Raw genomic sequence first — 13919 nt, forward strand, 5'->3', positions numbered from 1 at the left:
GCGGGGCTCAGTGATCAACTGGCTCGCCGGCGCTCTAACGTTGCTGCCATGTCGATTAGGGTTTGCACGTCCGCGGGATCCAGTCCGTCTGTGATAGTCACCAACTCCGCCACGCGTTCGTTCGTGACGAAGGGGTTGGTCCGAAGCAGGCCGGGATTTGTGGAGAAAGCACGGGCAAGACCTTCTAGCTGGCCGGGGCTTGGCGCCAGGAGCCCTTGCTCGATGTCCGACACAGTACCGGCCGTAAGGCCACTGTCAGCCGCCACGTCCTGCAGGCTTAGATTCCTGTAATCCCGCCAAGCCCATGAAAACACGTTGTGGCGCGCGGCAGCGGCGGAGAACCGCTGAGTCTCTTCTTCGGTTAGGCGCCGCCGCGACCGCCCGGGCGATTTGAACTCGTCGTCCGTAAAGTAGCGCTCATCGCATTGTAGGGCGATCGCCAATGGCGTCAGCACATCAGAGGACAGGGTGTGTTTTTTGCCGTTCAGGATGTCGGAGAGATAGTCCCGACCCTTGCCGATCTCGGTGGCAAGCGGGATCGGCTTCTTGCCTGTCGCGGCCAAACGCTCGCGCAAGCGCTCTCTAAGTGTGTCGCCATCCATGTCGGAAATGTCCGACGAATGGGCTAAACGCGCTACGCGGAAATTTCCGATTGACGAAGTCGGAAATCTCCGACTATCTTCCGGCGTATGGAAAGCACCCTGCGTCGTCACCTGGAAACCTGCGCTGCCGAGTTCGCGAAGGCAACCCAGCGCGAGCCCTCGACTGTCGCTCGCCTTTCAACCGGCGACTGGCGGTTCTTTGATCGCTTGAGCGATGGCGCGTCTTTCACGGCGCGGAAGTACGACACCGTCATGGCGTGGTTCTCTGCGAACTGGCCATCCAGTCGCGATTGGCCCAGCGACGTTCCTCGCCCCTTTATCTCCGCCAACGATTCCTCTCCCTCATCGGAGGCTGCGTAGACCATGCGCGCCTCTCCGAAATCGCGTCCCTCCCACGCGATGACAGCCCGCCGGGGGCGCCATCCCCCCGCAAGCCTCCGGCGGGCACCCTCATGACCGACGCCGAATACGCCCGCATCGCAGAGATCGTTCACGGCGTCCTCGTGCGGACGCTGCATCCGAGCGTCCTGCGCCCGTCGCCTGAACCTCCTCCCCAACCTGCCAACGATTCCGACCCCGAGCCTCCACTGCATGCGGCCTGAATAGGCCCCGCCCGAGGAAGCGTCACCTTGCAAGCTGCTGGATAAGCGCAATGAACGAAGACAGAACATTCGACCACGCTAGGCTCAAGGCCCTCTTCGCCAAGCTGGTTGTGAAGGTCGGCCGACAAGATGCGGCTGCGGCGCGCCTTGGCATCAGCCGCCAGCGCGTTTCGCAACTGTGCAGCGCCAATCTCGAACACGCCCGCGATATCCCGACGTGGGAACAGGTGTGGACCCTGGAGGACGCTTGCGGCCAGTCGGTGATCTTCGGAGCCTTCGCCGCGGAGATAGAGCCACCCGCCGTCGCCACGACGGCCTGTCCGGTCAAGGAATCCCACGACGTTGTTCAGGCTGCGGCCGCCATCCTCCCCATCGCCTCGGCGATCCAGGCGGGTGATCTGGACGCCATCGACGCCCTGATGGATGGCCTCGACCGTGTGAAGCACGAAGCGCGCGAGCTCCGTGCCGTGGCCACGAACGTCACGCGCCTTCGGGAGGTCTGCTGATGTTCGGCTTTCGCACCCTAAGGGCTCGCTATCGCCTCGCCGTCGCTGAGGCCGACTTCCTCCGCTGCAAGGACGAGTGGAACGAGGCGTATCACCGCCAGGACACTCGCCGCATGGGCATTGCCGGAGCCAACCTGCGCGCGGCGCGGAATGCTCAGATGCGCGCCGAGATGGACGTCGCCAGCCTGCGCCGCCGCCCCAAGGTGGGAGTGACGCTATGACCCAGCGCGTCAACGTCCAGACTTGTACCCTACGCCGGGATGGCCAGCATCTGGTCACGTATCGGGTCGGTTCGTCGGTCTATTCCGCACTTTCTCCGAAGTCCGTCCAGCCGGGGACCGACGTGCGCGTGCGCGACGGAAAGGTGATCGGATGACCCGCGCTACCAACGCCGGAGCTCAAGGCAATGCTGGCGTCTTCGCCACCTGTCGCCGGGGCGGGCTCACCCACGAGGAAATCCGCGAGATCGAGGCGCACCGCGCTAAGGATCGGCCGACGCCGTGGCAGGCCCTGGCCATCCGCTACGGCCGGTCAGAGATTGAAATCCGCGCGCTGTTTCAAACGAAGCCCGCGAACGACGTCGCTCCCGCTTGGCCGCTGGGCGCCTGTGACGCGCCCGTTCGCAGCCTGATCGAAACCGTCTGCCGCCAGCATGGCGTCACGCCAAAGTCGCTTCGCCCGAACCCTGCCAACGGGCAGCGCGAGGGCGTTAGCAACATGCGCGCTTTGCGGGCCTGCGTCGCCACAGTGCGAGCGGCTTTCCCAAGCCTGACGCTGATCCAGCTTGAGGGCATCTTCCTACGGGACAAGGCCTACATCAGCAATCTGATCAAGCAGGGGCGGGCAGCATGAGCGCTCAGATCATCCCCCTGAACCCTCAGCGTTGCGCAGCTCTCGCGCCATCCGAGCAGGTCGCCCGCATCTCCGACGTCGTCACCGGGGAGATCGCCAGTCTGGCGACCGATCGCAAAGACAGCATCCGAGTTGCCCGTCTCTTCACCCGCCAAGCCGCCCTCTATGCCGGATGGCTCCAACCGCTTGAGACGGCACAGAGCCTGCGCGCCTTGGCCGACGAGCTGGAGGGCATGGCATGAGCACGATCAACATCGCTGATGTCCGGGTGAACGGTGGAACGCAGTCTCGCGCTGCCATCGATCGCGGGGTCGTCTCGGAATATGCCGACGCCATCAAAGGCGGCGCCAGGTTCCCGCCGATCACCGTCTATTTCGACGGCGTATCCTACTGGCTCGCGGACGGCTTTCACCGTTACGAAGCCTATGCGCTGGCCCAGGTCTATGAAGTCCCCGCAGATATCCGGCAGGGGACGCAGCGCGACGCCATCCTGTTCAGCGTCGGGGCCAACGCCTCGCACGGCCTGCGCCGCACGAACGACGACAAGCGCCGCGCCGTCCAGACCCTGCTGAATGACCCGGAGTGGGCCGTCTGGAGTAATCGCGAAATCGCCCGTCAATGCCAGGTCGATGAAAAGACCGTCCGCCGCTACCGAGAAGAGGCATCTGCGGAAAAGCCGCAGATAGCACCTGAGCGGACCGTCAGCCGCGGCGGCACGACCTACCAGCAGAACACGGCCAACATCGGCGCATCGCCAAAACCCGATCAAGCCATGAGGGAGTTCGGCACCGCCGAGCCTGCTCCTGAGGAAGGTGCGGGCCAGGATGCCGCGTCAGCGCTCGAAGAGGAGCCCGCTGCTGATGACCCTGAAGCCAAGGTTCGCCGCGCACTGGCGCGGCTGACCACGGACGGCCTGATCGATGAGGTGATTGGACTGCGAGCCGACCTCGACGACGCCAAGGCGAAGGCCGACGCGGTTACGCGCGAGCGGGACGACCTGAGGGCTAAGCTGAAGGAAGCCACGTCGGCTGATCTGGGGCGCGCCCTGGGCAATGCGCAGCGCCGGGCTGACACCGCTACCGGCCGGATGAACGAATACATGGCCCAAGTGAAGCGGCTGGAATACCGGCTGAGGAAGGCCGAGGCGCGGGTCAAGGAACTGGAGGAAATGGAGGTCGTGCCAGCATGACCTCTATCCTCACTCGCATTCGCGCCAATGGCGGCGACGTGGTCCGTCAGGAGTGGCGTTTCGCTCTCCGTCGCGGCCGCCTGACACAAGAGGCTGTCGCCTGGGTCCGCGCGCGCTGGGCTGACGTGTGCCGTGAGGCATGGCCGCTGTTTGACCTGTGGGAAGAACGCGCGGCCATTATGGAGTTCGACGGCGGGCTTTCGCGAGCCGACGCCGAGCGCGCCGCCTACGCGGAGGTCGCGGCATGCTGAACCTCTTCGAGAGCAAAGAGATCGTTCTACGCCCCTATCAGGACGGCGCCATTGAGTCGCTGCGAGAGAACATCCGCGCACACATCCGGCGGCTAATCCTGTGCGCCGGCACCGGGGCAGGGAAGACAATCTGCGCTGCTCATCTCCTAAAGGAGGCCAGCCGCAAGGGGAGCTATGCCCTCTTCATCGTCGACCGTGTCGCTCTGGTGAATCAGACGTCTGAGGTCATGGACGAGTACGGCGTCGAGCATGGCGTCATCCAGGGGATCAATCGGCGCTGGTCGCCGCGCGAGCACGTCCAGATTTGCTCGGCCCAGACGCTGGCTCGCCGCGGTCTTCCTCGTGAGCCTGATCTGATCATCGTGGACGAATGCCACGCCCAGTATCAGTCCACGCTCGATCTGATGGCCCGCTATCCCGACGCCGTGAAGATCGGACTGACGGCGACGCCCTTCACCAAGGGCATGGGCAACCACTGGGACGGGATGGTCAACGTCATACCCACACGCCAGCTCATAGCAAGCGGCTATCTGGTCGAGCCCAAGATCTACATCGCGCGAAGCCCCGATGAGAGCGAGTTAACCCGGAACAGCTTCGGCGAGTTCTCCGACGAGAGCGCCGCCTCGGCCGGGATCAAGATTGTCGGTGATGTGGTCAAGGAGTGGGAGGCCAAGACGCAGGAGCACTTCGGCGGGCCCGCTAAGACCATCGTGTTCAGCCCCACCGTCGAGCATGGGCGGGAACTCTGCGCGGCGTTTGCCGCAGCGGGTTACAACTTCCAGCAGATCAGCTACCTCGACAAGGACGACGACGCTCGCGCCGAAAAGATCGCGGAGTTCCGGCGCCCGGACAGCATCATTCACGGCCTGGTGTCCTGCGGCGTGCTGACCAAGGGTTTTGACGTTCCTGACGTTCGGATCGGCGTCTCCTGCAAGCCGTATCGCAAGAGCCTCTCCAGCCACATGCAGGAGATCGGCCGCGTCATGCGCACGATCCCCGGTGAGGAGAAGAAGGCGCTCTGGCTCGACCATAGCGGCAACTTCGAACGCTTCGCCCTCGACATGTACGACGTCTGGGAGAATGGACCGGGCGAACTGGATAAGGCCGAGAAGCGCGACAGCGTGGCCCGCGAGCGCGATCCTCAGGTGCGAGAGAAGGTCGTTTGCCCGGAATGCTCGGGCGGCCTCAGCGGCAACACCTGCATGTCCTGCGGGTGGGAGCGACCAGCCCGCTCGCATATCCACGCCGTGGAAGGCGAGCTGAAAGAGTTCGACCCCACAACGCTGGGGATCGAGGCGCGCGCCGGCCTTCGGGCGGAGTGCCTGAAGAACCCGCGAGAGGTCTGGAAAGCTGCGCTCCACTACTGCGCCCAGTCCACACGAAAGGGCGAAGATCACGCCCGCCGATGGGCCTACGGATCCTGGCGCGGCATCTACCCAAGCGCGAAGCTGCCCTTTGGTTGGTACGACATGGCGGTCCCCGCCGTTGTCGACCCGAACGCCTATGGGCTCATCGAGCGCGAGGTGAAGCGCTTCCGCAAGCACAGCAATCTGCGGAGGGCCGCATGATCGCTCTTTCCTTGGACGAGGCGATGCGCCGGGCCTGTGAGGCCGTGAAGGTTGCTCCTCCCAAACGTCGATGCTCGCCGGGCCGATGGACCCGTACGGACTCCCTCGGGAAGAACGGCAAGAACGATGCGGCCGTGAAGATCGACGATGATCAGAAGGGCGGCTTCGTCTACAACTATCAGACGGCTCAAGGTCAAAAATTCCGCATCGACGGTGCCAATGACAACCGCCCAGCCGATCCCAAGATCGAGGCCCAGCGGCGGGCTCGAGAAGCCGAGCGCGAAGCGGAGCGCCGCCAGGTCGAGCGCATCTGTGTCGACATAGTCCGGGGCTCCCGGACGGACGTGCACCCCTACCTGAAGGCGAAGGGTTTCCCCGAGGAGAAGGGCCTCGTCTGCGACGACCCGCGGGATTTCTTTCCGTCAGGACGGCTCGGCGAAATGCTGGCCCACGCTCTGCCCGAGGCCCAGGGACCGCTCCTGATCGTGCCGGGCCGCGTCGGCAAGACGATCACAACGCTCCAATTCGTCGCTCCGGATGGGACGAAGAAGAACATCCTAAGGGGCGTCATGTCCGGCGCTTCACACAGGATCGCTACGGGGCGCGACACATGGGTCTGTGAGGGGATCGCCACGGCGATGACCGTGCGGGCAGCGCTGCGCCTCCTGGGCGTCTCTGCGACGGTCCTCTCGGCCTTCTCGGCATCCAACGTCGGTCAGGTGGCTGAGGCCATTGGGGGCTCGAGGATTGCTGCCGACCACGACAAGCCGGTGGAGAGCCTTGAGGGACTCGGCACTGGCGAGTTCTACGCGCGCCGCTCCGGCCGGACATGGGTCATGCCTCCGGCCCTCGGTGACGATTTCAACGACATGCACCAGCGGGAGGGTCTTAGGGCCGTCGCCCTGCGCCTCAGGGAGGCGATGGGATGATTGAGAGACCCTGCGCTCTCGAGGAACGCAGGGCCGGGCTGGCGGACGGTTTGAAGACAGTGGCGCCAGACACCGGAAGCCTACCACGGGGCGGGATCACAGGCGAAGCGCAGTCCGAAAGAGAGAAGCGCGATCCCCGGCACGGTGACGATGACGTGTCGCAAGTAGCTCTCAACGATCCGGGGATGGTCACTCCACTGGATCGGCCAATGCGACGGCTCGGCTCCGGCCAGCAAGATCGCGGAGGCATAGGGACTAGCTCGGGTCGTCGCCTGACGCCTGGGCTAGTCGTCCTATGCCTTCCGCTCAGGCTCTCTCCAACCAGCAACACGTTTTAGAAGGAACAGCGACATGAGCAGGAAGAGGAAACAGAAGATCACGCTCCGCAAAGTCGCCAGCGTCGAGACGGCCGAGGCTCCGGTCATCTCGAATGATCAGTTGCGCGATCGCCGGGCCGAGATCGCTCGCCTGAAAGCTCAAGGGGCTGAGGTCAACGCAGACAAACGGTCTGGGGTGATCCTGGCCGCGTGGCGTCGGGACGTCTTCACGATCCTTCGCACGCGCTACGGCAAGCCGTCAGAGGGATATCCCAAGGGCAAGCCCGCGCTCTCGCAACGGGCCTATGAAGCGTTCCGCGCCCATGAGCTGGACATTCACATCTCCGCCGGGGCGACGTCTGGAGAGCGCGGGCCGGACTACATCCGCGCCACGTCCGATGGCGCGCCTGGACAGAACATCACGCAGGAGGCCATTGACGGCGCCACTCGGGTCAAGAAGACCCTCCAAGGGCTGAGCCCCTCGGATGCTCGCCTTCTCACTGCGCTGATGACGGGTGATCGCGCGCTGGCGAAAAACTGGCGCGCCACGGTCCAGGCTGAAACCGGCGAGAGGGCTGATGAGGGGCAGACGGCCCGTATCCGGGCGCTCGGCGACAATCTCATCCACGCCCGCGGTGTCGCGACGGCCAAGCCGAAGCAGGTGGCGAACGACGCCGTCCCGCTCGAACCGCACCAGAAGCCGCTGACGTGGTTCAGGGGCGCGGACTTCGGTTAGGATCAGTCATTGCCCGACCGGTCGAAGCAGGGTACGAAAAGACAAGGTCGCTTCGCGCGTCCGGAAACATGGCCCACGGGAAACCGGCGGGCCTTTTTCTTTGCCCTCCGACCATGTTCGGCCCTGCGGGAATGGCTGGATCAGATGGCAGTTCGAGACCGGATGACGAACTCGAAGCTGTTGAAATGATCGACCAACCCTGCCAGTTCGGCGGGATCGCGGTCAGACGACGCCTCCAAGATTAACTTCTCGGCACCAGACCCGTCAGCATTGAGCTGATAAATGGCGAGCGACCCATCCGGCTGCGCTTCTGCTCTGTGCTTGATCGTCGTGCGCACCGCTTCCTCAGACATCGCTCGCTCTCCGCTTCCTGCAAGAGCGCAGCTTGGACGACGTCGTTCATCCAAACAATAGGAGGTCCCATGGTCCCCATGAAAGCCCTCGTCGGCTTCTCGCTCGGTGACGGCTCGGCAGCTGCCGGCGCCACCTTCAACGCCAAGGATGCAAAGGCCGCTGACCGCCTGGAGGCGGCTGGCGTTGCGGAGCGGGTGAAGGCTGAGACCCAACCTGCGCCGAAGGCCGAAGCGAAGTCGGATGGGCGCCCTAAGTAACAGCCGCCACGAGCGGTTCGCCCAGGCGCTGGCCAAGGGGTTAAGCCAGAGTGAAGCCTACGAAGAGGCGGGTTACAAGCCAAGCCGCAGCGCCGCCGCTCGCCTCGCCGCCGATGTGAACATTTGTGAGCGGGTTTCCGCCATTCAGAACAGGGCGGCGGAACGCACGGAGATCAGCGTCGCCAGCATCACCGAGCGGCTCCTAGCCATAGCGGCCAAGGCCGAGAAGAGCGGGGATGCACCGATGCTGCAAGCCGCCCGCGCAAGCCTCATGGACGCCGCGAAGTTGAACGGCCTCGTCATCGAGAAGGGTGACCACCAGCACAAGCACACCGGCCTATCGGTTACCTACGTCACGTCGGATGATCCTTTGCCTTCGCCGAGCCCTGAGGACTACGAGACAGAGGGATGATCTACGAGCCCATCCCGGCCTTCCGGTTCCTGACCGCGAAGCCGCTGGGCTCCTACCGCTTCCGGGCGGCGCACGGCGGGCGGGGTTCAGCCAAGTCCTGGTCGGTCGTTGATGCCGCGATCTTCCATACGGTGACAACGCCCCGGCTGCGCGTGGTCTTCCTGCGGGAGATCATGGCGAACCTGACGGAGTCGTCGCTGGAGCTGGTCCGCAAGCGGCTGGAGCATTTCGGCCTGCTGGGGTCGTACTTCCGCGAAGTGAACGGCACCTTCCAGGGCCTCGGCGGCCAGAAGATCATGTTCATCGGCCTCTGGAAGGGCGGGAAACCCGAGGGCATCAAGTCGCTGGAAGGCGCAGGGCTGACCATTCTGGAGGAGGCCCAGGAGGTTCGGCAGGCGTCGCTGGACGTGCTGCTGCCGACGATCCTCCGCACCGCAATCTCTGAGCTGTGGGCGATCTGGAACCCCCGGCTCGATACGGACCCGATTGACGTTTTCTTCCGGGGGCCGGTGAGGCCCAAGGGCGCCATCGTCCGCAAGATCAACTTCGACCAGAACCCTCACTTCCCTGACGCTCTGCGCGAGCTGATGGAGCTGGACTTCGCGAAGGACAAGCTGCGAGCCGCTTGGATCTGGCTCGGGGCCTACATGCCATCGGTCCAGGGGGCGATCTGGAACCGCGAGGGACTGGACGAAGCCTGGCGCGAGGGCCGCAACGCCCCGGAAGGAAGCTGGGGCCGGGTCGTCGTGGGGGTCGACCCCTCCGGTGGGGGTGATGACGTCGGGATTGTTGTGACGGCCGAGTACGGCGACGGCGCGATTGTCCTGGAAGACGCCACCTGTCCGGCGACCTCGCCGATGGCCTGGGCGACCGCTGTAGCGAAGGCTGTGGATCGCTGGGGCGCGGATTGTGTGGTCGCAGAGAAGAACTTCGGCGGCGACATGGTGGAAAGCACCCTTCGGGCTGGTGGTGTCAGAACCCGCGTCGTCATGGTGACGGCCAGCCGGGGCAAGCAGGTCCGCGCTGAGCCAGTGGCGGCCCTCTACGATCAGAAGCGGATCAGGCACCGCGAGCAGTTCCCGCTGATGGAGGCCGAGATGCTGATGACTACCCCGGCCGGCTTTCAAGGCGACCTTTCGCCGAACCGCATGGATGCTCTGGTCTGGGCCGTGACTGAGTTGAAGGTCGTGGATCGCCCCGTGCTCGACATCGACAGCATTCTGTGAGGTCAGACCATGGGTGAAGTGATCACCATCGGCGACGGCCTCGCCAATGCTCTGTCCGGTCTGGGTACGGAGCGCGACAAGGCGGCGTCCACCTACTACGCCGAGCCGACCATCGACCCGCAGGAGTTGGTCAACGCCTATCGCGGCTCGTGGATGGCCCGTAAGATCGTGGACATCCCGGCGCTGGATAGCTGCCGCGAATGGCGTGCCTGGCAGGCTGCTGATGGCCAGATCGAGCTGATCGAGGCCGAGGAGAAGCGGCTCAACGTCCAGGGCAAGGTGCTGGAGGCCCGCAAGAAGGCCCGGCTGTTCGGCGGCGCGGCGCTCTATGCCGACTTCGGTGACGACGCGTCGCAGCCGTTGGACCTGAACCGCGTCCAGAAGGGCGGCATTCGGTTTCTGAAAGTCTTCACGCCTCGCCGACTGGTGGCCGGAGAGATCGAGACGGATCCGCTGTCCGAGTTTTCGGAAATGCCAAAGGAGTTCACCGTCGCGGGCGGCGCGACCGGACAGGCTCGCATCCACCCGTCCCGCTTGACCATCTTCTACGGCAACGAACTGCCAGAGCCGGACATCACCTCCAGCGCCTTCGGATGGGGCGACAGCGTCCTGATCGCGGTCATGTCGGCTGTAAAGCAGGCAGAGAGCGCCTCGGCCAACATCAACAGCCTGATCTTCGAGGCCAACGTCGACGTCGTGTCGATCGAGGGCTTGGCCGAAATCCTCAAGATGGCCGGCGGCGAGGACAAGGTCCGCGACCTGCTGAAGATGAACCTGGACGCCAAGTCGAACCTGCGCGCCCTCGTTCTGGACGCCAAGAACACCTACGCCCGCAAGGCGGTCAGCTTTGCCTCCCTGCCTGATCTGCTCGACCGCTTCGACCAGCATGCCGCTGGCGCCGCCGATATCCCGATGACCCGCTTCATGGGCATGTCGCCGGGCGGCCTGAACAGCGCTGGCGAGAGTGATCTGCGCAACTACTACGACCGCATCGCCGCCGGGCAGACGCTGGAGATGGGGCCCGCTCTGACGCGGCTGGACGAGGCCCTGATTCGCTCGGCCACGGGCGCCCGCGACCCGGCCATCCACTACGACTGGAACCCGCTCTGGCAGCTGTCAGAGAAGGACAAGGCCGACATCTTCAAAACCAAGTCCGACGCCGCGCGCACCATCGCGGGCAATGGCGGAACGTCAGAGCCGCTCATGCCCATCGAGGCGCTGTCGGATGCCTTGGTCAACGAACTGGTCGAGGACGGCTCGCTGGCTGGGTTGGAAGCCGCCATTGAGGAGTACGGCAAGCTCGGGGAGCAGGACGGGCACGGGGCTGACGAGCTGGCTGCATCAGGGGCGAGCGAGCAGCCTTCCCAGCGCCGCGGCTAATCCAGGATCTATCCCGCCTTCCTCCTTCACGATGCCGTCCGGTGTCGAGCGGAACAACGCATTGAGAATAATCTGCTTATCCTCCGGATTGGCCGCTTCATTTTCTATCAGCGCCAGATAAGTCTCGGTCATGGTCGCGCGTTCATGGGCGTCGTGCCTAAGATGATGTTGGCTCAGGTACAGTTTCGTGAGCAGTCTTCCCACCCAGAACTGGATTCCCGCAGCGGATGCGAGACCCGCAGAAGCGATAATGTAGATGCCTGAGGGCAACGTCCCCCCCTTGGCCCGAGCGGCAAATTCGATCAGAGCCCACGCGCTCAGTCCGAAAAGCAGAACGATCGAAATGAATGCGGCAGGAAAGAACAACACCACTCGGTTGCGGGCTTTGTCTTCCGCCGTCTGGTGCTCCGAGGCCTTGTTCTTCCAATAGTCGACCGGTGCCGCCAAGCCCATCTGTTCACGATAGGCCATTTCAACAGCCCTGATACTCGCCTCTGAGTTTGCATGCCGATCGCGCCAGGTGCGGCTGGCCGCGCGGAGCTTTCGGCTCCTGCCAGCAGCCCATCGTTGCGCTACTTGCTGAGCTCTCGTTAAAATCGCCTTCCACTCCGCATCAGCAATGTCGGCGGCCTGCTGAGCTTCGTCTGCAATCTGTCGTACAGTCTTGCGTAAGTTTGCACGTTCTCGCCGAAGTTGTTCGCTAAACGCGGCGTGAGAAGCTGTAGCGGGCGAGACCAGCCACATTGCACCGGCCAGATCCTCGGGCGTGTGGGCCTCTGATAGCCCCACCCAGCCGGCTTTGAACCCTAAGGCAAATAACGCTGCGGAGGTGCCGGCCGCTTCTTTGGCATCGTCAAACAGGATGGCGAGGGGCGAGGCTGGGTGGACGAGATCGGAAGCGTTGTTGATCTGGTTAACGCCAGCTCTCAGTTGGTGGTTCTGCGCTTGTAAAGTCGCCAGTTGGCGCCGGATTATCCGAGAAGCGTTCAATATTCGGTCGCGTATTGAAGCGGCACCACCGTTGACCTGTTCCTCTCGGAGCCATCCCCAATAGGCATCATGGCGGTCCAAGACGTTCAAGACATCCGGCCATGTTGCAAAATCTTCCGGATCTAGCTTCTCGCTCTCCAGCGCTGACGACATTCAATTCTCCCTCCCAAACGCGCACCTGAGCCTTTTCCTCTGCTGATGTCAGCGGGAACGAAAGGCAAACGCGACCTGGCGACGAGGTTTTCAATGCAACTGTTCGATGCCGTTACCCTCGGCGAGCCTCGGCTCACGCGGGATGGATACCTCGTGGCCGACGCCAAGATCGCGCGCACGGGCATCCAGCTCTACACGGGCAAGGAAGTGGACCCGGAGAACAAGGCAGGGTTCCGGGACAAGGCCATCGTCCGCGTCTTCCGGCCTGAGAGCGAAGTCTTCTCGTCCGACGCCCTGGCCAGCTTCGCCCATCGGCCGGTGACCAACGACCACCCCGCCGAGGCGGTCTCCGCTACGAACTGGAAGGCGCACAGCGTCGGCATGACGGGCAATGAGATCGCCCGCGACGGCGACTTCATCCGCGTGCCCATGGTCGTGATGGACCAAGCCGCCATTGAGGACGTGAAGGCGGGCAAGCGCGAACTGTCCTGCGGCTACCAGAGCAAGATCGTCTTCGACGCCGGCACGACGCCCCAGGGCGAGGCCTACGACGCCATCCAGACAGACATCCGCGGCAACCACCTCGCCATCGTGGCGCGAGGCCGGGCCGGATCGGAATGCCGCATCGGGGACCAGGGCGCCCCCGAGACCGGCTCCCCCAAAGCGCCCAGCCACCATGGAGACCGTCGCATGACGCTCAAGACCATTATCGTGGACGGCCTCCCGGTCGAGACCACGGACGCGGGCGAGGCCGCGATCAACAAGCTGAAGGGGCTGCTGGATCAGTCCGCCAAGGCCCTCGAGACCGCGAACGCCAATCACGCCAAGGCCATCGCGGACAAGGACGCCGAACTGGCCAAGAAGGACGTCGAACTCGAAGAGACCAGGAAGAAGGTCGTCGAGGACGCCGCTCTGGACGCGCTGGTCGCTGACCGCGCCGCCGTCGTCACCAAGGCCAAGGCCCTGGATCCGAAGGTCGTCACCGACGGCAAGTCCATCGCCGAGATCAAGCGCGCGGTCCTGGGCGATGCGGTGAAGGACAAGTCCGAAGCCTACGTCGACGCTGCCTGGGACTTGAAGGTCGTGAACGCCAAGGACGACACCGTGCGTCACGCCATCCAGTCACAGGATCACTCCATCAACGCGAACGACGCCTGGAGCGACGCGGTCTTCGATCGCGCCGGCGTCGATCTGATCAAGAAGGGGGCCTAAGCCATGGCTCAACTCAACGAGAACCGCGGCACGGCCAACTTCATCGTGTCGGAAGCCAACGGCATGTACCGCTCGCGTGATGTCGGCACTGTTGCCGCGGGCGCCGCGCCCGGCCTGCTGGCCGGCACCATCCTCGGAAAGCTGACCGCGGGCGGCAACTTCGTCCGCTACGACCCGGCTGCTTCGACCGGCGCTGAAACGGTCGCGGGCATCCTGTTCGAGGCGGCCGTAGGCACGGTCAAGAAGACCATCGTCGTGCGCGATGCCGAAGTGAACGGCGCGCATCTCATCTACCAGAACGGGGCGAACGACGCTGCGAAGGCTACGGCCAACGCGGCGCTGAAGGCCCTCGGCATCATCGTCCGCTAAGGAGGGCAGACACC

Annotated in this window: 20 protein-coding genes; 16 read left to right on the top strand and 4 right to left on the bottom strand. The window is 64.2% G+C overall.

Going from position 1 to position 13919, the window contains the following annotated elements; all coding sequences use genetic code 11:
- Nucleotides 1–14 precede the first annotated feature (14 nt).
- The gene (locus B3D50_RS01325) at nucleotides 15–602 is read right to left on the bottom strand and encodes a helix-turn-helix transcriptional regulator (protein ID WP_286949024.1); all 588 of its coding nucleotides are present in this window, start codon (nucleotides 600–602) and stop codon (nucleotides 15–17) included.
- A gap of 107 nt (nucleotides 603–709) precedes the next feature.
- The gene (locus tag B3D50_RS01330) at nucleotides 710–1120 is read right to left on the bottom strand and encodes a hypothetical protein (RefSeq protein WP_286949026.1); all 411 of its coding nucleotides are present in this window, start codon (nucleotides 1118–1120) and stop codon (nucleotides 710–712) included.
- A 134-nt stretch (nucleotides 1121–1254) separates the two neighbouring features.
- On the opposite strand from B3D50_RS01330, the gene B3D50_RS01335 reads away from it, so the two are divergent.
- From B3D50_RS01335 to B3D50_RS01380, 10 genes are all read left to right on the top strand, one after another.
- A complete protein-coding gene (locus B3D50_RS01335; RefSeq protein WP_286949028.1) occupies nucleotides 1255–1710 on the top strand; it encodes a hypothetical protein in 456 nt (151 codons plus the stop codon).
- Nucleotides 1710–1931, top strand: coding sequence for a hypothetical protein (locus B3D50_RS01340; protein ID WP_286949031.1), 222 nt, complete (start codon nucleotides 1710–1712; stop codon nucleotides 1929–1931). Before B3D50_RS01335 ends, B3D50_RS01340 begins: the two co-directional genes overlap by 1 nt.
- Nucleotides 1928–2086, top strand: a complete 159-nt coding sequence (locus B3D50_RS01345; protein ID WP_179204990.1) for a hypothetical protein — start codon at nucleotides 1928–1930, stop codon at nucleotides 2084–2086. The genes B3D50_RS01340 and B3D50_RS01345 overlap by 4 nt, the downstream gene beginning before the upstream one ends.
- The gene (locus B3D50_RS01350) at nucleotides 2083–2562 is read left to right on the top strand and encodes a hypothetical protein (RefSeq protein WP_087139077.1); all 480 of its coding nucleotides are present in this window, start codon (nucleotides 2083–2085) and stop codon (nucleotides 2560–2562) included. The genes B3D50_RS01345 and B3D50_RS01350 overlap by 4 nt, the downstream gene beginning before the upstream one ends.
- Entirely contained in the window at nucleotides 2559–2804 is a 246-nt protein-coding gene (locus B3D50_RS01355; protein ID WP_087139076.1) for a hypothetical protein, read from the top strand. The genes B3D50_RS01350 and B3D50_RS01355 overlap by 4 nt, the downstream gene beginning before the upstream one ends.
- Nucleotides 2801–3751 (top strand): ParB N-terminal domain-containing protein, encoded by a 951-nt coding sequence (locus B3D50_RS01360; RefSeq protein ID WP_286949036.1) that lies wholly within the window; start codon nucleotides 2801–2803, stop codon nucleotides 3749–3751. Before B3D50_RS01355 ends, B3D50_RS01360 begins: the two co-directional genes overlap by 4 nt.
- On the top strand, nucleotides 3748–4002 hold the full coding sequence (locus B3D50_RS01365) for a hypothetical protein (protein ID WP_286949037.1): 255 nt from the start codon (nucleotides 3748–3750) through the stop codon (nucleotides 4000–4002). The genes B3D50_RS01360 and B3D50_RS01365 overlap by 4 nt, the downstream gene beginning before the upstream one ends.
- On the top strand, nucleotides 3996–5570 hold the full coding sequence (locus B3D50_RS01370; protein WP_286949039.1) for a DEAD/DEAH box helicase: 1575 nt from the start codon (nucleotides 3996–3998) through the stop codon (nucleotides 5568–5570). Before B3D50_RS01365 ends, B3D50_RS01370 begins: the two co-directional genes overlap by 7 nt.
- Nucleotides 5567–6499 (top strand): toprim domain-containing protein, encoded by a 933-nt coding sequence (locus B3D50_RS01375; RefSeq protein ID WP_286949040.1) that lies wholly within the window; start codon nucleotides 5567–5569, stop codon nucleotides 6497–6499. Before B3D50_RS01370 ends, B3D50_RS01375 begins: the two co-directional genes overlap by 4 nt.
- A 351-nt stretch (nucleotides 6500–6850) precedes the next feature.
- Nucleotides 6851–7552 carry a hypothetical protein gene (locus tag B3D50_RS01380; protein WP_286949042.1) on the top strand — a complete coding sequence of 234 codons (702 nt, stop codon included), beginning with the start codon at nucleotides 6851–6853 and terminating at the stop codon, nucleotides 7550–7552.
- 140 nt (nucleotides 7553–7692) lie between these two features.
- On the opposite strand, the gene B3D50_RS01385 is transcribed toward B3D50_RS01380, so the two are convergent.
- Nucleotides 7693–7905 (bottom strand): hypothetical protein, encoded by a 213-nt coding sequence (locus B3D50_RS01385; RefSeq protein WP_286949043.1) that lies wholly within the window; start codon nucleotides 7903–7905, stop codon nucleotides 7693–7695.
- A 78-nt stretch (nucleotides 7906–7983) separates the two neighbouring features.
- Between B3D50_RS01385 and B3D50_RS01390 the strand changes: the two genes are divergently transcribed.
- The 4 genes from B3D50_RS01390 to B3D50_RS01405 are packed head-to-tail and all read left to right on the top strand — an operon-like array spanning nucleotide 7984 to nucleotide 11181.
- Nucleotides 7984–8163 (top strand): hypothetical protein, encoded by a 180-nt coding sequence (locus B3D50_RS01390; protein ID WP_286949045.1) that lies wholly within the window; start codon nucleotides 7984–7986, stop codon nucleotides 8161–8163.
- Nucleotides 8147–8575, top strand: a complete 429-nt coding sequence (locus B3D50_RS01395; protein ID WP_286949047.1) for a hypothetical protein — start codon at nucleotides 8147–8149, stop codon at nucleotides 8573–8575. Before B3D50_RS01390 ends, B3D50_RS01395 begins: the two co-directional genes overlap by 17 nt.
- Nucleotides 8572–9801 (top strand): phage terminase large subunit, encoded by a 1230-nt coding sequence (locus tag B3D50_RS01400; protein WP_286949049.1) that lies wholly within the window; start codon nucleotides 8572–8574, stop codon nucleotides 9799–9801. Before B3D50_RS01395 ends, B3D50_RS01400 begins: the two co-directional genes overlap by 4 nt.
- A gap of 9 nt (nucleotides 9802–9810) precedes the next feature.
- Complete coding sequence (locus tag B3D50_RS01405) at nucleotides 9811–11181, top strand: DUF1073 domain-containing protein (protein ID WP_286949051.1); 1371 nt, start codon at nucleotides 9811–9813, stop codon at nucleotides 11179–11181.
- Here B3D50_RS01405 and B3D50_RS01410 read toward each other — a convergent pair.
- Entirely contained in the window at nucleotides 11143–12324 is a 1182-nt protein-coding gene (locus B3D50_RS01410) for a DUF6161 domain-containing protein (RefSeq protein ID WP_286949052.1), read from the bottom strand. The two genes, B3D50_RS01405 and B3D50_RS01410, sit on opposite strands and share 39 nt — an antisense overlap.
- Before the next feature lie 93 nt (nucleotides 12325–12417).
- Here B3D50_RS01410 and B3D50_RS01415 point away from each other — a divergent pair, with 93 nt between their 5' ends.
- Both B3D50_RS01415 and B3D50_RS01420 read left to right on the top strand, forming a co-directional pair.
- Entirely contained in the window at nucleotides 12418–13536 is a 1119-nt protein-coding gene (locus tag B3D50_RS01415; protein ID WP_286949054.1) for a DUF2213 domain-containing protein, read from the top strand.
- A gap of 3 nt (nucleotides 13537–13539) precedes the next feature.
- A complete protein-coding gene (locus B3D50_RS01420; RefSeq protein ID WP_286949055.1) occupies nucleotides 13540–13905 on the top strand; it encodes a head decoration protein in 366 nt (121 codons plus the stop codon).
- The last annotated feature ends 14 nt before the right edge of the window (nucleotides 13906–13919 follow it).

This window comes from Brevundimonas sp. UBA7507, assembly GCF_002478355.1.
GTDB lineage: Bacteria > Pseudomonadota > Alphaproteobacteria > Caulobacterales > Caulobacteraceae > Brevundimonas > Brevundimonas diminuta_D.